Raw genomic sequence first — 17,291 nt, 5'->3', positions numbered from 1 at the left:
TCATGACGATATGTGTGCGAGTATCTGTCCGTACTGCCTGACCGCGGCGTCATACGTATAGGACCGCTCGATCAGTTCCCGCGCCTTCTTGCCGACACCCTCCCTGCCGGGGTGTCTCAGTGCCCGCCTGATATTCCGTGAGAGAGTTGCAGGCGCGTTGTCTTCGGAGATGAACCCGGTCACGCCGTCCCTGACCAGGGCCGGTATCCCCCCCACAGGCGTGGCAAGGACGATGCACCCGCATGCCATTGCTTCGAGCACGATGTTGGGGAGTCCTTCCCTGTACGACGGCACGACAAGGACTTTGATAGTGTTCAGGTACTGGGGGAGGTCCGCGTTGTCTATCCAGCCGATGACGTCGACAGACGCCTGGATATGATCTCGCGCAAGGATGGCCTCGACCTCACCCCTGAGGTCGCCGTCGCCGATGAGGGCCACCCGGCACTCTTCTCCATGCAGCGCGGTCCCGAGGGCGGAGACGAACTCGACGATCCCTTTCTCGCGGGAGAAACGTCCGACAAACCCGAGGTCGTACTCCCTCTCCGAGATCCCCTTCTGGACGGCAAAACGCGCCGTGTCGACGTACAGACTGCCCGGCCAGGTCTTTTTCTCGTAATGCCCGAGGTCGTAGAGGCCGATGAAGGCCTCGCTTTCCGGGATGATCGCATCGGATATTCCGTAGGTGACCGCTTCGACCCCCTGGTACAGCATCTGCAGGGGACGGTTTTTCTTCTGCCAGTACTTCCCGATGACGCGGGAGGTCCTTCCGTCCGTACGGAGGGCCACCTGTTTTCCCTTCAGTTTTGCGGCAAGCATCGGGAGGACAAAGTAGTCGGCACCGAATGCGAAGATCACGATGTCCTGGTCCTTCCCGAGGCAGAGCACCTGGCGGACCACCCGCATCTGGTGGAGGACGAGATACCAGAGGCGGACGAGGAGAGGTCTCTCGACCGTCCGGTCGGGGATCTTCAGGAGCGTGAACTCGCCTGCAGGGTAGTTCTTGTCCTCCTGTTCGGTGATGATCCAGGTGATGTCCCGGGAAAGGGGTTTCAGGATCTGCACCAGTTTCAAAGCCGTAAAGTAGAGGTTCTGGTTCTTGAACCACCGCGATGTGATCAGGACAATGCGAGGCTTTGGTTCCATAGATGTCCTCTCAGGGGGCGGACGTATGGTCGTAATCTGCATCATGGTATATATGTATTCTCTCCACCTCGGAGGGGGATCGCCGGGTTACCTTTTTTTCGTCGTTCCGTTCCTCTATCAGGTGCCGGTCGGGCCCTGAAAGTCCGGCAAGATCTCCGGCCTATCTTTAGATAAGGCTCTTTCCGCTCCCACCCCTGCCGTCTCCCCCTATTCCGAGAATCTCCAGGATCGTGGGGCTGACGTCCTCCAGACCCGCCTCTGTCAGGGGCTGATTGCTGGCGCCGGGTGCCCGGAGGAAGAAGACCGGGGTGTCCCCCCGGTGGGAACCCGGATAGAAACTGTGGGTGTTCGACGTCGAGAAGACCGACTCGTGGATCGCCCAACCAGCACCGTACCCCTCCCTCAGTTTGAAGAGGATGTCCGGGTACTTGTCCAGGTGCCGCCCCTGGTAGAGTGCCTCCCTTTCACGGACCCACTCGAAGGCCGGTGCACCGCCTGGCAGGGTGTACGAGGTGAGGAGGTCGATGATCTCCCTCCTCACCTCGTCGTACCGCTTCTCCCCCAGTTTCTCCCGCGCAACGAGGATCCCCCCGTAGTTGTAGGCCTTCATGCCGGAGAGGTCGGTGCAGTGCGCCACCGTCCGACCGAAGTCGATGGACGAGGGGACCGTGTAGTACTCCTTGATCCCCGGGTGTTTCCTGAGGATCCTGAGAGCGGTCCCGCGGAGTGCCGTCCTCTGGATGATGTTCACCGCCGCCCTTTTCGCCTTCTCCCCGGCATTTTTTATCGGCGCCGAGATCCCGTTGTTCGCGACAAGATAGCCCTTCAGCCGCAGGACCTCGTTGATGTTGACGAGGTCTGACGGCCGCATCGTGTGGCCGTGGTCGCTCATGACGATCACGGCGGTGTCGGGCGGGAGGTCGGTGGTGAGGGACCCGACGACCTCGTCGTAGGTGCGGTAGAAGTGCCTGATGGTGTCCCGGAAGGGGTTGTCGTCGCCCGGATACATGGGATCCTTCGGGTCGCAGTAATTCCAGAAGATGTGCTGGACAAAGTCGAGGGCCGAGGAATAAAAGAAGAAGAGGTCCCACCGGGTCGAGCGCATCAGGTCTCCGGCGACGGCGGCCTCCTTCCTGACGACGGATTCGAGGCGTTCGAGGTACTCCTGGTATTCCCCTTTCGAGTCAGGGATCCTGTCGGGCATCAGGAGGCCGTCGCCGGCGATAACGGCGGCGGTCTCGGGATAAGCCTGGACGCCGGTATTCTTCGGGCTCCTGCTCACCATCGTGCCGTTGACCGCCCAGACGGGGTACCCGATATGCGGGTTGACGACACAGACCTTCTTTCCTGCCTCCCCTGCAGCGTCCCAGAAGGTCCTGCCCCGCACCAGGGATGAGTCGAGGTAGTCTGTCTGGTAGATCGAGGTCTTCTCCAGGGGGTCGACGAAGTGGACCACCCCGTGCTCAGCCGGGTTCAGGCCGGTGTAGATGGTCGCCCATGCCGTGTCAGAGTCCGGGGGAAAGACCGAGTGCATGGCGATCGGCGGTGATGCCTCCTTCAGTCGCCTGAGGTTCGGCAGGTCGTCGATAAAGGCGTCGACAAGCAGGGAGTCCATGCTGTCGATCCCGATCACGGCAAGCCGCGTCATGACGCCATCCCCGTGTACCTGAGGACGCTCTGCCTGATCGTCTCGCCTGGCAGAGACCCGTCGAGGACGACGGCGCCGACGGTCGCCGCCGACATGAGGTACAGCCGCCGCCTCTCCTCAAGGTACCGGACAGAGGGCGTGTCGTCCTTTCGTTTCATTGCTACCTCTTCGGGCAGATCGATCAGGAAGGTGATGTCTGGCCGCGGGAAACGGCCGTACATCTTCCGGATCACCTCCTCCACCTCCTCCTCAGAGTAGTGGAAGTCGACGGCGAGGTCGGTGACGATGGTGTCGATGATATAACGGTCGCAGACAAGGGTCCTGTTGAAGAGGGCGACCGGGAGGGAGACCCTGAGGGTCAACTGGAGGGCGTACTCCCAGAAGAGGAGGCGCTGATAGAGGCGGGCGAGCAGGGTGTGCTCCTGTGCCGTCTCCTTCTTCGACCCCGCATAATCGGAGTAGTCCTGGAACATATCCTTGTTCCGGAAAAAGAGGAGTTTCCCCAGGTACATCAGGGGCCTGAGCGCGGCGGGCTGATACCGTCCATAGACATACCGGGTGTCGACCCCACGCCTGTGCAGTTCGTCAGTCAGATACTTTGCAAGGGTCGTCTTCCCTGACCCGTCAATCCCGGTAAAGCAGATGATCTTTCCTCGTCTCATGGTCTTCCTCCGCAGAGCGTTCGGTACATGCCACTGATCTCGTCGGCCACGCGGCCCCAGGAGCAGGGGAGCACCTTCTCCCGTGTTGCGACTGTCCCTCTCTCCTCCAGTGCCATGCGCACATATCCTGAATACTCTTCTCCCGACCTGGCGACGAAGAGGCCCTTCCCTTCAGGGAAGAACGGCGTGATCCCGTCGAAGGGGGCGGTAACCACCGGGAGGTTGCAGGCCATCGCCTCCATGACCGTGAGGGGGAGAAAGAGCGTCTTTCCCCGGGGAAAGACGTAGCAGTCGGCAAGCTGGTAGAGTTCCTCGATCCGGCTGTAATATCCCTCCATGACGATGCACCCGTGCTCCCTGAGGTACGCTGCATATTTTCGGTCCCGCGCGAAGCGGGGGCTCCCGACGATGACGACCTGACAGTCCGGGATAGTCTGCTGGAGCCGGAGAAGTTGTCCGAGGCCGCGGTCGGGTTTGACGTGGCCGACATGGAGGAGGACGAAGACGTCCCTGTCGAGGTCGTACTTCTCCCGCAGCCTCCCCTTCTCACCCACAGCAACCGGCCTGAACCTCACGGTATCGACGCCGTGCGGAAGAAGCCGTACCCGCGCCCCGGTCTCTTTCAGGAGGCGGGATGCCTCCGGCGACTGGGTGATGATGAGGTCGGGCGGGAAACGGGGGACGAGAGCGCGGACGACCGGGTTCCTGAGCACAGGGAGGCAATTCGGGTGCAGGGCCGACATCACCAGTTTCGTGTCGTTTCTGGAGAGGGCCCTCGCCGCCTTCAGCGCCAGGAAACTGGAGAATGTCGGTGCTGTCATGTAGTGGACGACATCGGGGGAGACGTCCCGCACCATCTTCCAGAAGAGGGGGGAGGAGATCCCGCCGACGTCGAGGGGGATGACGTCGTGGCGGTTGCCGAGGTGTTCGACAAACCGTGCGGTGACATTCCTGAACCCCTCGTCCTCCTCGCCGGAGAGGGGGCCGATGATGCCGACCCTCACCTGAGCACCTCCTCGTAGACTGCCTGGTGTGCCGCGGCGATCCTGTCCCAGTTCAGGTTCTGCACGGCAGACCGTGCATTCCTGCCCATTCTCTCCCTCTCCTCCCTCGCAGCGATCAGGCGGAGAATTTTTGCGCCGAGGTCCCCAGGATCGCCAGTCCTGCTGAAGAGTCCGTTCTCGCCGTCGCGGACCTGGGCCCTGAAGACTGCAAGCCCGCTCACCACCGCCGGCAGTCCGCACGCGGCCGCCTCCAGGATGGTGAGGGGGTACGCCTCCCCGAAGGAGGGGAGGGCAAAGATGTCCGCGGCATGGTACAGCATCTTTTTCGTTTCCTCCCCCACGGTCCCGGTGAAGACGACGTTCTTCTCCAGGGAGAGGGCCCGCGCCTCTTCCCTGAGGCCCTCCCCGAAGGGCGTGATCGTCCCGGCAAGGACGAGGGTGGTGTCGGGCGCCTCCCTGAGGACGGTCTGCATCGACGTGAGGAGGACGTGCGGCCCTTTCCGGGGCACGAGGTTCCCGAGGAAGAGGACGATCGTTCCCTCGTCCGGGAGTCCTAACCTGTTCCTGCACTCTTTTTTCGCGAGGGGCGTCTCCAGTTCGGCGATATCGATCCCATTCGGGATGACGCTGATCCGATCCCGGAAAGGCCGGAGGTGCGGGGACGAGGCGACGACCTCCTGCGACAGGGCGATGATCCGGTCGCTCTTTGCAAAAGACTGTCTCAGGTAATATCCTGAATAGCCGTACAGCAATGCCCGCCTGAGGAGGTTTCCCGACCCCATGTCGGGGTCGAGGTGATGGGTGACGACAAAGGGCGTCCGGTTTTTTCTGAGATGGCCGAGTGCCGCAAGGGTGGCAGGCGGCGACCCGGCGTGGAGGTGGATGACGTCGAGGGACGGGGTGTCCCGCCCCCGCAGGTACTTCAGGGAGATCTCGGTCTCCGCAAGTTTCAGGTCTTTCCCGTACCGGAAAACCGTAATCCCGCCCGTCTCCTCGGTGTGGTCGTCTCTGTCGGCCGAGGTCGTGAAGATCCCGATCTCATGGCCGAGTTTCTCCAGTTCCAGGGCAAGGTGATAGACGACCTCGCCGACGCCGCTCCTGACATAGGCACCGCCTTCGGGGACCTCGTCCACAAAGGGTTTTTTATAGGGGAAATCGGTCGTAAACAGTCCCACCCGCATCTTCACGCCCCCATCGAGCGGTATATCGACTCGTAGGCCTTCGAGACCCGGCTCCAGACATATTTCCCGGTGACCAGGTCCTGTCCTGCCCGGGCGAGTCTGGCCGTCAGGTTCTTATCGTCGATGACGCTCAAGATCGCGCGCGCGAGCGATGCCTCGTCTTTCGGCGGCACAAGGAGAGCAGATCCCGCGAAGTGGTCCCTAACCCCGGGAATGTCGGTCGTGACGACAGGCATGCCGAAGTACATCGCCTCCAGCACGACGGTCGGGCAGACTTCGGAGAGTGATGGGAGGACAAAGAGGTCGGCGTGCCGATACAGGTATACGAGTTCGTCGAGACCGACGTCGCCTGCCAGCACCACCGACCCTTCGACTCCCTGCTCCCTGATCAGGCGCTCGAAGTATTCCCTGTCCTCCCCCTCGCCGACCAGGATGCACCTGACGTCCCGGCCATTGCCCGACTGCTTGATGATGGCCATCGCTCTGATCAACCATTCCAGGCCCTTTCTCCGGATCAACCTGCCGACATAGAGGAGGTTGGTCCTGCCGCTGAGGTCGAAGATCCCGTTTGCGCCCCTGACGCTGTCGAAAAATTCGGGGTCGATGGCGTTGTGGAGGATATCGATCTTGTCCGAGACGGAGGCGTTGATGGAGAGGACATAGTCCCTGTCGTCCGTGGAGTTCACGGCGATCCTGTCCACACGGGAAAAAATGCCCCTGCCGATGGTCTTGCTGTAGACCTTTTCCAGGGTGTCCCTGAAATTGTCGCCGAAGATCAACTGGCCGTGGCAGGTCAGGATGAGAGGGGCGCACCTGCCGTTCCTGAGAAACGCAGCCGCCATGGCGGCGGTGCTGTGTTCGTTATGGGTATGGACGATGTCGCACTCCCTGCTCTCCCGCGTCAGGGTCATGAACGCGGGGGTGAGGGGGTTTCTCATGGGGCGGGCGAGACAGCGGTGCCGGGTTATTCTGATGCCTTCTGAGGTCTCGCACTTCTGGCTGTATGGATAGTTCGAGGTGATGATCTCGACGTCATGGCCGTGCCTGACAAGATATTTGCTGAGGTTGTAGACATAGCGCTCCTGCCCGCCATGATAGGGGAGACAGTAGGGAACGATCTGGAGTATTTTCATGGATGGTCCCTCCTCAGGGTGGTCTATAGATGGGGTGAGGCTGTGACCGAATGCACAAGAGCGGTGCCCTGCGGGGGCGGGTCGCCGGGTCGCTCTTCGGGGGTTCTGACGGATAATCCAGAGATACGATCCCCTCTGTCGTCTGTTCAGGATCCATCCTGTCGCAGTGCCCTGGGCCGTAACTCTTTTAGACCCCGGAGTCACGCATGTCTGCCGTGTGACAGGTCAGAGAAGATACCTGACGATTGAATCTGAACGAAAACCGTCCCCCCGTGGTTCGGTCGTATCGTCACTACACGATGATTATATTTATATTTTATCCATCCGGCCTGTTATGCTCCCGATAGTATGATTGAAATCTCAAACCTCTGCGGGATTGAGGTAGATATATGCCGATTCTGGGGAGTGTCCACGGGGAAAACAAAAGAATATCATTATTGTTTCTGTGTCTGGTCCGCTATGCCCGGTTCAGGTCCAGGATATGCACTTTAATGTTCCCCTCGCAGTTCCTGCTCCGGGCGTCAGGTGGCCCTTTCCTGACTGTCTGTTGGGTGATAAAGTCCTCTTATCTCATTGAATATGGGCATAATTCTGTCTGGCTGCCGATGTGCCTGCGTATGTTCATATTTTTATATTCGTGGTGACATTTCATGCAGGAGACGGTGACAATGATCGGTCCGCAGATGGTCGGCCAGGACTTCAGGGTCGAGATGATGGAGAAAGTGGAAGCGCTCTTTGATGCTCATGGCGGCAAACCTTTTGCCGACATCGCAGGAGATCTTGGAGACTGGGGCTTTGTGCAGAAAGGAGGAGACCCGGCGACGGTGGTGATGGAGCACGGCGATCTTCAGTTGTACCTGGAGATCGAACTGGACGATTTCGGGAAGGTGCACGGGTACGCCCTCCTCCCCTTCGACGAGATGGCCAGAAAGCAGGAGAAGTTCCGGTGGTAGATGTCTCCCGGTGTTCCGGGACACCTTTATCTTTCCAGTTCCTTTTTTCTCCGTCTGTATTCCTCCTCCGATATCTCCCCCATTGTATATCTCTCTCCTTGAGCATATCGAGCGCACGGTCCCTCTCTGAGACCTGACTCCGGTCAGACGTTTCCCTCACGAGGACGTAGAGGATGAGAAAGATGGTCCCGACAGAGGGGAGGATGATCAGGATGAACCAGAGCAGGCCGTTCATTCCCCTCTGCTCGGCGTCGCGGTACACCAGCCAGCCGATGGCAAGGAGAAGGGCCCACCAGAGGAGCACCATTCTCCACCGAAAACGGGAGTCCGAACCAGGTTTCCATATAGTGATGTCCGTCCCGGAAGGGGTTCATGAGGCCGTTCATGGGGGGGTGATGTGCCGGACCCGTTGAAGATATCGCATCCGCGCGTGAAGAGTACGGGCGTTCGGGATCTCCGCGTGGCCCTGCCGGATCCGGCCGACCGCCCTGCACTCCGGAGACCGAAGGATTATATGAGATCGGTGTATCTTGGGTGTCTACGAAGGAGGAAGGACCATGGTACGGATCACTATTGACCGCGAGGACTGCACGGGGTGTGCCCTGTGCTGGGAGACCTGTCCTGATGTGTTTGAGGAGAGCCCTGACGACACGCTGAGCCAGATCGTCGGAGAATACAGGGCCGGAGGGGATCCTGCGGAGGGAGAGGCGCCCGAAGAACTGGAAGACTGCGTGCGGGAGGCCGCGGAGGGGTGCCCGGTCGAGGTCATCCATATCTCCTGATTTATTCTCGACCTTTTTTTGTCCGGGGTAGATCCTATAGGCCGACGTCGCCTCTCCGTTCGCATGCCACAGATACGGGGGTCGCCCGGGCCTTCGAGGCGCGGGAGATAGTGGAGGGTGTCGGTGAGGCTGCAGCGGGTCTTCGGCCACCGGGAGGTGCCGCTCTTCGATCCCTTCCTGATGCTCGACGGCTTCAGGTCCGACCATCTGGAGGACTATCTTAACGGTTTTCCCTGGCACCCGCACAGTGGCATCGAGATGGTCACCATCATGCTCGACGGGTGGGTGGAGCACGGTGACAGACCGCATCGGCAATGCCGGGACCATCGGTGCGGGAGACGTGCAGTGGATGACCGCAGGGGTGGGGTTCGTCTACCCGGAAATGCCCAAACCTGTCGGCGGAAAGATGGGTGGCTTCCAGTTCCGGGTGAACCTGCCCCGCTCGCACAGGATGATGGAGCCGCGCTACCCGGAGATCAGGTCGGAAGATCACGGTGGTCCGCGATGGGGACGGAGCGAGGTCAGGGTGATCGCGGGGTGGCGGGAGGGGGTCGACGGCCCTGTCCGGGAGATCGTCGCTGAACCCGACGTCTTCGACGTCACGATGGCACCGGGTGCAGTCTTCGTCCACGGCGTGAGGCTTGGGCACACTGTCTATGCCTATGTCATCGGGGGGTCGGGTCGTTTCGGGGCCCTGGACCTCAGGGAATACCAGTGCGCCCTCTTCGGTGACGGTGACGAGGGCACGATCGGTTCTCCTCTCTCTTCCCTGCATTTCCTGTTCTTCTCGGGCAGGCCCATCCGCGAACCGATCGCCGGGTCGGGCTCGATCGTGATGAATACCAATGAGGAACTTGAGGAGGCGTTCCGCGAGTACAGGGAGGGGACGTTCGTCCGGGCCCGCTGAACAGGCGAGACTTCGAAAATATTCGCAGTGTTCGAGAGAGTTATGCCGACAGAGGTCCATCTCCTATCATGAAAAAGATCCTGACTCTCCTTTTTCTCGGCTGTATCCTCGCCCTCGCCGGGACGGCCGGGTGCACCTCGGCCGACACGTCGTCCCCTGTCGTGGTCGAATATCACAGGACAGGCGGGTTTGCAGGGTTCAACGACACCGTCGTCGTGTACGAGAACGGGACCGCAGAGGTCTCCCGCCACGGCGACCTCTCCGAGGTCGCTCTCGAAGCCGACGATCTCCAGAGGATACAATCGATGACGACCTCCGAGGCCTTCCTCTCCCTCCAGGACAAGTACGCCCCCGCACAGCAGGGGTACGACCTCTTCTCCTATGAGGTGACAGCCGGGGGGAAGACGGTCCGGGCCGTCGGCGGTGTGGTCCCTGAGGCGCTCGCCGGGATCATCGCAGAGATGGACGGCATCATCACGCAGAGCATGGCATAACTGATGTTTCTCCCTCCCTTTTTTCGATGAATATGTGTTCGAGGGAGGGACCAGCCCCGCTCTCTATCCACGGGAAGAGATCCGGTTCTTTGGACCTGAAGGGTAAAGAAAAAGAAGATCAGGTTTCCAGTTCAGGACTCCACGTCGAGGTCGACCTGGATGCCTCCGGACGCGGCGAAGACGAAGTTATAGATCACCGCCGCAATCGCGCCGCCGATGAATCCGCCGATCGCCCAGAGCACGATGGTGAGGAGAATCCCTCCGATCCCCGCAGTAATCGCGGCGATGATCCCCAGATCAGTTCCAGATATGGCCATCGTGACAGCGACGATTCCCGCGACAAGGCCATACAGGGCACTCAGAATTGCAAAAAAGAATGCAACGGACATCACGCCAAGGCGGCGCACTTTTACGCTCTGCTTTGTCATCTCCTTCCCCCCTCCTGTTCTTCGTCCTGTTAATAATCACAATATTATATAAATATTATTATTAAATAGACTGGCCTGAAACGCTTGCCCGGTGCAGTCCCCATGCTTTTTTTCACACTATTCCTCCCGCTGAAGGGTCAGTCAATCTGTCATGTCTCTTTATCGTCGTGTAAAAAAGACGAAATTGCTCGTGTATTACAAATTTGAATGCAATATCAAAAAACGTGCGAGATGTTCATTTGCAAAAATTGATGACGCTGGTCGACCCACACGTACTCATGCGGTGCGACATCCCATCCAGCGTCCTCCACCTTGTCACCGGTGCGGCGGTCACCCAGGTCCTGCTGATCGTCCTCTCGATGAATATCGGCGGCATCGGCCTCCCGGGCATGGCCGCCGCGGGCATCGACGGCCTGCACGTCCTCCTCTTCGGTGTCTTCGACCTCATTGGCGGGGTCGGCTTTGCCGCCCTGATGCAGCGCCAGATCGAACCTTCCCTCCAGGTCCCTGATTGACCTGCACCCTCTTCTTTTTTCCGTGTATCCTGGGCCGTGAAAAATCCCTAACATTGTTCTGCACCTACTTTAGGGACTACCAATATGCTGTCGATAAATCGACGACCTCTGATATGGTGAGAGTGCGATTTTCATGATATTGCTGTCGAGGGTAGGCATGGAGACAGCACGTGAGATTGCACCGAGCAACATGCCGTCTCCGCGGCTTTCGATCGGAGTGAAGGAAAAGGAAGAAATCTGGCTCTGTAGAAATCCTGTTTTGGAGTGCCTCTGCCGGGGGGCTGCCGCCCCCCGGTCCCCCTGCCATTAGGATAGGGGGTGGAGGGCAGTCTCCTCTTCAAAATGCAGGATTTACCCATTCAAGGTCCAATCCTGAGCGGGGGCCCGGGGGCGTAGTCCCCCGGTTAGATTGTGAGGAAGGCGGTGGATCTACGTATCTCCCCATGGGATAAGGGATACACCGATCCATCTATGAGGGATTCTACGGAGCCAGAAATTTAGCGTTCCCTCGGCAACAGGGAAAGGATGGGCAAGATCTGTTCTCAGAGAGCCAACGGTGAGATTTAAGCAGGATGAAGTTGCCTGACAATCAATGTTATCCTCCAGTCCTGATTCTCGCTGGTGATAAGGGCATAGGCTTCCCCAAGGATCTCTCTGGAGGTCTCCAGCGTCTGACTTGCTCTCATCCGTCTGATCAGTATGGTGAGTTGTCTGGCGATAGCGTCATAACGAAGGGCGTTTTTGCGATACTCTCTCTGTACCTGTATTGTTGCCAGAGCACCTCCAGATGCGGGAAGCAAAATGGCAAAGAATGTGAGAAGCGCCGGAATCTGGAGCACTGCATCATGGGCCGCCGAACTGTGACCAACTCCCAGGGCGTGGAGTGCAGAGGCGAGCATGGTAATGATAAATAGGCCGATCCCCACTTTTTCGAGGGTTTCATCCCTGTTTTCATGGCGACTGTTTGCTTTTCTATAGTATCTGGCCTGGTCTTCAAGATATTCCCCGGTGATAAAGTTAAAAATCGCCGTGTTGTTCTCGTGAATAGATTCCGGTAGAGACGGCGGGTGCTTCCAGAAATCGGCGATCACCATTCCAGTCCAATCGTCGGCGCCGTGATCTCCAGGGTCAGTTCCCCGTCTCTCTGTCGGGTTCATGCCCGCGAGGATGAGAAAGGGATATGCCCGGAGTTGCTCGGCGATGATGCGGTATTCGATCCACTTCCTGTGCCATTCGCCGCGCCGGGATATGATGATTGTCCCGATTATCGTAGCCATTTCGAGGAACTCCAGCCAGAGCACTTCTGGGTGATGGGGGATGAAGAGCACTTGAATCGTGACCGTCGCTACCGCAAGGGTGGCAAGGAGTGCGATCATGGTTCCCGCGTTGAGATGGCGTTTCTGATAGTGCATTGCCAGTTGATCAATCCGGGCGAAGGCCGGTATAATGTCCTCTTCAAGGGGTGCTATCAGGTCGCTGGACAATCCGTACTTCGCACAGCCATTCCGGAGTGTCTCGCTGAACCAGCACATCTCCTCGTCTGTTCCTCCAGGCGTTTGCTCCGCATTCAAGGTGTTTAGATGACGGAGACCCTTGAAAAATACGTTTGTTTCCGAGAGGACAGAGGTCCCGCCATCCGGATCGATGTGAATGTAAGCCCTTCCCATTTCCCGGGCGTAACTGACGATATCAGCGGTTCCCCCCCCGCCCGGCAGCCGGCTTCCCGTCCCATATGGCAATGAGCAGGTCACAGCGATCGACGACCGCATGTCCCACATCTTCATATCCCTCTTCTCGCGGTCCGTCTGTGTCCAGTACACTCGTCGATGCCGCTTTCCCGAGGAGAGCCTCAAACTCTTTTCTGGAAGATTGCGTCTTGAAATCCTGCAGATATTTTTCTTTTTCAAAAGGAAGGATCACGTCGAGGGCAGGAGGGAGCACCATATCCCCATCCCCTCCTGTCCATCCAAGGACAGTCTCAGCGACAACGCGATCGGCACCCTCGGCAAGAGGCGAGATGACACGGTACTGGTGAGGCGTATTTTCCAGAAGACCGTCGATAGTCGTGAGAACTGTGTGGATCTGTCGGAGGATCTCGGGGCGTGGGCCGACGGTACGGTGGCCGGTGACGCCGATTCTGATCTCGGTTTGTATGGGTTTTTGTGGGGTGTTCATAGTAATCTGCTTCAGTTCAGAGCACTCAAGATCGCTTTTCGGATTGTTTCAGCGATCTGCGCATCTATCCCATTGAATGCATCGACCCACTGTGCGTCGCTGATGCAGTACTGCATTGCCTTGGAGAGTTGCGTCTCTTCGATCCTGAGCGGGATGATGATCGTAGCCTTATCAAAGGCCCGTTTCACCTCTCCGTTCACATGTCTGGACGCAACTGAGTTTGACGAGCAGATCAATACCATGGCGGGACAGGTTTCGATGGCATCGATGATCTCCTCATGGTAATCCCGGCCTGGAGGGATATCCCGCGGTGCGATCCAGCAGCCGAGACCCGAATCTTCAAGTTTCGTGCAGAGCATCCCGGCAATATCCCCATCTTTTGAGGAGTGGCTGATGAAAACCATTTTTTTTGCGCCGGGTTTCGGGGGAGGAGTGGTCTTTGTATCCGTTCCATCGATTCTTTCAAGGAATTTTTTTGCATCCAGGTTGTACGGATCGATATCCAGCGCTTTCCTGCAACAGTCGCGTGCAAGGTCGGGGCGTTTTAGGCTCAGGTAACAGAGACCTTTTGTGGACCAGGCACGTGACTCATAGGGATCGATCGTCATCGCCTGGTCACAGAGGGAGAGCGCTTCCTGTTGTCTGTGGAGCATCAGAAGAGCGAGGGCTTTGCAACAGAGAAGAAAGGAGTTAGGTCTTTGCGAGGGTATCTGTTTGAGTATCTCAAGGCCTCTGCTTGCGTCCCCCATACAGACACAGGTGAGCCCTTTCCCTAAGAGAGCAGTTTCGTTCTCTGGATCGGTGGCCAGTGCCTCTTCGCAGGCTCGCATCGCCTCTTCCGGGAGATTGAACTCCGAAAGGGAGAGCCCTTTCATTGCGAGAATATGGGGATTACCCGGGCTTTTGATCAGGGCATGGTTAAAGTGGCTCTTGACCTCGACCGGATTGTTCATCTCCGCATAGCACATTCCTTCCAGTGCCAGAAGGAAAGCCTCAGCATCTGGATTATCTTCAATACCTCTGCGGGACTCATGCAGATATCGAAGCGCTTCCTCGTAACGATTCAGGTCCGCGAGTGCAGCCCCCTTAAATAACATCGCATCCATTAAATCGAGATTATCCGCCAGGGCGGCCTCAAAACACGCCAGTGCTTCTTCAGATCGAGAGAGATCAAGCAGGGTTTTTCCTTTCTCTGTGAGGATTTCCGGATTGCCGGGATCAATACGCAGGGCTTCGTCGAAGCATTCCAGGGCTTCGTTGTCCCTGATCATGAGAGAAAGAACAGTTCCTTTCCTGTACCACACGTCCACGTCTTCGGCATCGATGGCCAGAGCACGTTCGAAACACTTTAAGGCGTCATTATTCTCGGAAAGTTCCATATGTACGATGCCCTGTAGCCACCATGCAGTTCCATTGTCCTGGTTTAGAGAGATGGCATGGTCGAGACTTGATGCAGCACCTGCCATATCTCCCGTTTCGATCTGTGCCCTTCCTCTCTGGAGCCAGGGCTCTTCTGCACTCTCATTCAATGCAATGGCGTGGTCGAACGCTTCAATGGCTCCGGAAAAATCTTCCAGATCGACGAGAACCGTTCCTTTACATTCCCATGATGTCCAATCCTCTGGATTGAGACTGAGTGCGGTGTTCAGGCATTCTAATGCTTCTTCATTCTGCCCGAGATTATGGAGTAGAGAGCCTTTCTTGCTCCAGACCTCCGCATCCTGCGCGTTTAGAGTGAGTGCCCGATCGATACAGTATAATGCATCGTCATTTTCGTCGAGATCGGAATGTATTGTCCCCAAACACTTCCAGCCTTCTCCGTTTTCCTGATTCAGGTTGAGAACACGTTCAAAACATGCTGCGGCATCGGCCATATTATCAAGAAAATACTGGGCCTTCCCTTTCCTGAACCATGCATCTTCCGCATCCGGGTTCAATGAAAGAGCATGGTCATAGCATTCCACAGCCTCCTCATATCTTCTCAGATACGACAGGATATGTCCCTTCAGAGCAAGGGAATACCATTCGTCCGGTTCGAGGCTGAGGGCCTGATCGATATATTTCTCTGCCTCCTCTTCCATATCATCTCCATAGTAGAAAAAAGAATACGCAAGATAATACCAGGGAACTCCCGAATCTGGGGACTTATCAATCGCCTTACAGAAGCAATTCACTGCTTCTTCGAAACTATTGTTTTCAAGGTATTCATTCCCTTTGGCAATCCAATCATCTGCAGATTTCCAGAAAAGGCCCATTTCAATCACTGATTCATTGTAACAGGCCCAATATAAATCCATCTCTTTTTTTGTATGTCTTCCGGTATCTGTATAATAACAACATATATTTGCCAAAATTAACAGGTTCAGGTTTACACTGATTCTTCAGATATTCCTGATACAATATGGCCCAAATCTATTTTTCAAATATTAATGGAATTTGAATCCTGCAAATCAAGAAAAAAGAGAAGGATATTATCGGTGGGTGATCTTTTTCCACCGTCCATCCGGGTAATATGCTACGACCGAACCGGTGTCCTTATAGTATGGACCACCTGGGTGTTTTGCAGACCAATCGAGATTAAGCCAGTAGGTCTTTTTCCCGTTCGGTTCGAGATCGGTTGAATAATGGACAGAATGGCAATGATACCTTTGTGCGATATCCTTGCAGAGACTATCAACTTTCTTTTTATCGTCGCTAATATATACTTCGGCATATGCATGACCACCTCCATCCGGACTTTGGGCCGATTTGATCCTGCTGGCCCCTCCAATCGCCTCGACAAGCGACGCGATCAATATGGCGAAATCATCACAGTCCCCTTTTAACCCCAGATTTATTGTCCTGCTCGCCGGGGAGAAGTAATCTCCTCCTTGAGGATCATTCACATAGGTCCATTTATCATTCACTTTCTCCCACATATCACAGATCTGATCGATGTTGTAGTTCCCGGCACTCTTTTTGTTAACTAATTTCAACGCATAATCTCTTGTTGTTGGATTTCTATAATCCATGGCTGCTTTGATCTTTTCTGCTTTTTGCTGTTCAAATGATTTCACGGGTCTAGGCGGTGGTGTCGGTCTCACGATTTTATTCGGTGTCGTTGGGGGCCTGGGCGGTGGTGTCGGTCTCACAATTTTATTCGGTGTTGTTGGGGGCCTAGGCGGTGGTGTCGGTCTCACGAATTTATTCGGTGTTGTTGGGGGCCTAGGCGGTGGTGTCGGTCTCACGAATTTATTCGGTGTCGGCGGGGGACTGGCTAGTGGTGTCGGTCTCACGAATTTACTCGGTGTCGTTGAGGGCGAAGTGTACGTATATTTTTCGCTACTGTCATCACTGGAAGTGAATGATGAACACCCGGAGCAGAAGGTCATTATGATCATAATGACCAGCACCGCGAGTCCTGAAACAAGCAAATATCTCTTCTTTGTCAATATAGGATCTCCCTACGGTTTCGCTATGCAATTAACATCACTATTTTAAATTATTTTCTTTTTTATCCGTATTTAAAATTCTAATTATGTTGGATATATTTACACGATATATCTGTTATGTGGAAAAACGCCACAATCTATAGTCTTCAGAAGACAGTTTCTATCTCTGGCTATCATCTTTGCCTTTTCCCTTCCAAAACTCTCTTCCGCATCAGAACACTGAATGCCGTGCTCCGCAGTATCCGGGACAGCGGGGAGACGAACCCAATCCCGCCGACCTTCGTCAAGATGGAAGAGATGAAGCAGAAATGAGCTCGGATTAGCCGATCTGACGGTATATCTTCCCTCGCCTGAAAGATAGGGGACCATTCTCTCCCCTTCTGGGAGAAAAAATGGGTAATATTGGGATTATTTCTAAATCTGGGCCGCAAATGCCAATATTCTGAGCTCTTTTTTGGAACCTGGCGGGAAAGACCAGGGAGAGATCCAACCGAATATCCATGTTTTCCGTTATGACGATATTAATCCCCGAAGACCGCCAATGTACTCTAGGGACGAGAGCATGAAAAAAACCATCATCACTGTCGTCGGGAAAGATACCGTCGGGATCATCGCGAAGGTCTGCACCTACCTCGCCGCCAACCAGATCAATGTCGAGGACATCTCCCAGACCATCGTGCAGGGGTATTTCAACATGATGATGATCGTCGACACCAGCAGGTCCTCCAGACCCTTCGGCGAGATGGTGCATGAACTGGAGACCCTCGGCGACGAGATCGGCGTGAAGATCAGATGCCAGCACGAGGACATTTTCATAAAAATGCACCGTATCTGA

At 56.3% G+C, this 17,291-nt stretch carries 18 protein-coding genes and 2 pseudogenes; 9 read left to right on the top strand and 11 right to left on the bottom strand.

Annotated features, from left to right (window positions below):
* The 6 genes from MEFOE_RS09660 to MEFOE_RS09635 form a co-directional block, all read right to left on the bottom strand.
* On the bottom strand, positions 1–1,143 hold the full coding sequence (locus MEFOE_RS09660; protein ID WP_067051538.1) for a glycosyltransferase family 4 protein: 1,143 nt from the start codon (positions 1,141–1,143) through the stop codon (positions 1–3).
* Positions 1,144–1,309: 166 nt separating this feature from the next.
* Entirely contained in the window at positions 1,310–2,791 is a 1,482-nt protein-coding gene (locus tag MEFOE_RS09655; RefSeq protein WP_067051536.1) for an alkaline phosphatase family protein, read from the bottom strand.
* Positions 2,788–3,453 carry a dTMP kinase gene (locus MEFOE_RS09650; protein WP_067051534.1) on the bottom strand — a complete coding sequence of 222 codons (666 nt, stop codon included), beginning with the start codon at positions 3,451–3,453 and terminating at the stop codon, positions 2,788–2,790. Before MEFOE_RS09650 ends, MEFOE_RS09655 begins: the two co-directional genes overlap by 4 nt.
* A complete protein-coding gene (locus MEFOE_RS09645; RefSeq protein WP_067051532.1) occupies positions 3,450–4,457 on the bottom strand; it encodes a glycosyltransferase family 4 protein in 1,008 nt (335 codons plus the stop codon). Before MEFOE_RS09645 ends, MEFOE_RS09650 begins: the two co-directional genes overlap by 4 nt.
* Complete coding sequence (locus MEFOE_RS09640; protein ID WP_067051530.1) at positions 4,454–5,638, bottom strand: glycosyltransferase family 4 protein; 1,185 nt, start codon at positions 5,636–5,638, stop codon at positions 4,454–4,456. Before MEFOE_RS09640 ends, MEFOE_RS09645 begins: the two co-directional genes overlap by 4 nt.
* A 2-nt stretch (positions 5,639–5,640) precedes the next feature.
* Positions 5,641–6,771: a glycosyltransferase family 4 protein gene (locus tag MEFOE_RS09635; protein WP_067051528.1), complete on the bottom strand. Its 1,131-nt coding sequence runs from the start codon at positions 6,769–6,771 to the stop codon at positions 5,641–5,643.
* Between the two features lie 650 nt (positions 6,772–7,421).
* On the opposite strand from MEFOE_RS09635, the gene MEFOE_RS09630 reads away from it, so the two are divergent.
* The gene (locus MEFOE_RS09630) at positions 7,422–7,724 is read left to right on the top strand and encodes a hypothetical protein (RefSeq protein ID WP_067051526.1); all 303 of its coding nucleotides are present in this window, start codon (positions 7,422–7,424) and stop codon (positions 7,722–7,724) included.
* A gap of 26 nt (positions 7,725–7,750) precedes the next feature.
* Here MEFOE_RS09630 and MEFOE_RS14760 read toward each other — a convergent pair.
* A pseudogene (locus tag MEFOE_RS14760) lies at positions 7,751–7,816 on the bottom strand (SHOCT domain-containing protein); the annotation flags it as partial.
* Positions 7,817–7,897: 81 nt separating this feature from the next.
* Here MEFOE_RS14760 and MEFOE_RS14220 point away from each other — a divergent pair.
* The 5 genes and pseudogenes from MEFOE_RS14220 to MEFOE_RS09615 all read left to right on the top strand — a co-directional run bounded on the left by MEFOE_RS14220 (position 7,898) and on the right by MEFOE_RS09615 (position 9,907).
* Entirely contained in the window at positions 7,898–8,137 is a 240-nt protein-coding gene (locus MEFOE_RS14220) for a hypothetical protein (protein WP_201785188.1), read from the top strand.
* A gap of 144 nt (positions 8,138–8,281) precedes the next feature.
* On the top strand, positions 8,282–8,506 hold the full coding sequence (locus MEFOE_RS09625) for a ferredoxin (RefSeq protein WP_067051524.1): 225 nt from the start codon (positions 8,282–8,284) through the stop codon (positions 8,504–8,506).
* A 180-nt stretch (positions 8,507–8,686) separates the two neighbouring features.
* Positions 8,687–8,749 (top strand): annotated as a pseudogene (locus tag MEFOE_RS14495) (hypothetical protein); the annotation flags it as partial.
* Positions 8,750–8,801: 52 nt separating this feature from the next.
* Positions 8,802–9,413 (top strand): pirin family protein, encoded by a 612-nt coding sequence (locus MEFOE_RS09620; RefSeq protein ID WP_235809603.1) that lies wholly within the window; start codon positions 8,802–8,804, stop codon positions 9,411–9,413.
* A gap of 68 nt (positions 9,414–9,481) precedes the next feature.
* On the top strand, positions 9,482–9,907 hold the full coding sequence (locus MEFOE_RS09615) for a hypothetical protein (protein WP_067051522.1): 426 nt from the start codon (positions 9,482–9,484) through the stop codon (positions 9,905–9,907).
* A gap of 131 nt (positions 9,908–10,038) precedes the next feature.
* Here the strand turns inward: MEFOE_RS09615 and MEFOE_RS09610 are convergent, their stop codons facing one another.
* Entirely contained in the window at positions 10,039–10,335 is a 297-nt protein-coding gene (locus MEFOE_RS09610) for a hypothetical protein (RefSeq protein ID WP_067051520.1), read from the bottom strand.
* A gap of 239 nt (positions 10,336–10,574) precedes the next feature.
* On the opposite strand from MEFOE_RS09610, the gene MEFOE_RS09605 reads away from it, so the two are divergent.
* Complete coding sequence (locus MEFOE_RS09605) at positions 10,575–10,850, top strand: hypothetical protein (RefSeq protein WP_153015935.1); 276 nt, start codon at positions 10,575–10,577, stop codon at positions 10,848–10,850.
* Positions 10,851–11,413: 563 nt separating this feature from the next.
* On the opposite strand, the gene MEFOE_RS09600 is transcribed toward MEFOE_RS09605, so the two are convergent.
* The 3 genes from MEFOE_RS09600 to MEFOE_RS14040 form a co-directional block, all read right to left on the bottom strand.
* Complete coding sequence (locus MEFOE_RS09600; protein WP_153015934.1) at positions 11,414–12,757, bottom strand: hypothetical protein; 1,344 nt, start codon at positions 12,755–12,757, stop codon at positions 11,414–11,416.
* A 279-nt stretch (positions 12,758–13,036) separates the two neighbouring features.
* The gene (locus tag MEFOE_RS09590) at positions 13,037–15,280 is read right to left on the bottom strand and encodes a tetratricopeptide repeat protein (RefSeq protein WP_067051512.1); all 2,244 of its coding nucleotides are present in this window, start codon (positions 15,278–15,280) and stop codon (positions 13,037–13,039) included.
* A gap of 216 nt (positions 15,281–15,496) precedes the next feature.
* On the bottom strand, positions 15,497–16,036 hold the full coding sequence (locus MEFOE_RS14040) for a transglutaminase domain-containing protein (RefSeq protein WP_160329526.1): 540 nt from the start codon (positions 16,034–16,036) through the stop codon (positions 15,497–15,499).
* On the opposite strand from MEFOE_RS14040, the gene MEFOE_RS14035 reads away from it, so the two are divergent.
* Together MEFOE_RS14035 and MEFOE_RS09570 are read left to right on the top strand one after the other, a co-directional pair.
* Positions 16,035–16,505 (top strand): hypothetical protein, encoded by a 471-nt coding sequence (locus MEFOE_RS14035; protein ID WP_067051509.1) that lies wholly within the window; start codon positions 16,035–16,037, stop codon positions 16,503–16,505. The two genes, MEFOE_RS14040 and MEFOE_RS14035, sit on opposite strands and share 2 nt — an antisense overlap.
* Positions 16,506–17,018: 513 nt before the next feature.
* Entirely contained in the window at positions 17,019–17,291 is a 273-nt protein-coding gene (locus MEFOE_RS09570; protein WP_067053180.1) for an ACT domain-containing protein, read from the top strand.

It is taken from the genome of Methanofollis ethanolicus, assembly GCF_001571385.1.
GTDB lineage: Archaea > Halobacteriota > Methanomicrobia > Methanomicrobiales > Methanofollaceae > Methanofollis > Methanofollis ethanolicus.
The sequence above is the reverse complement of the archived record's forward strand: the minus strand, read 5'-3'. Positions and strand labels throughout refer to the sequence as shown.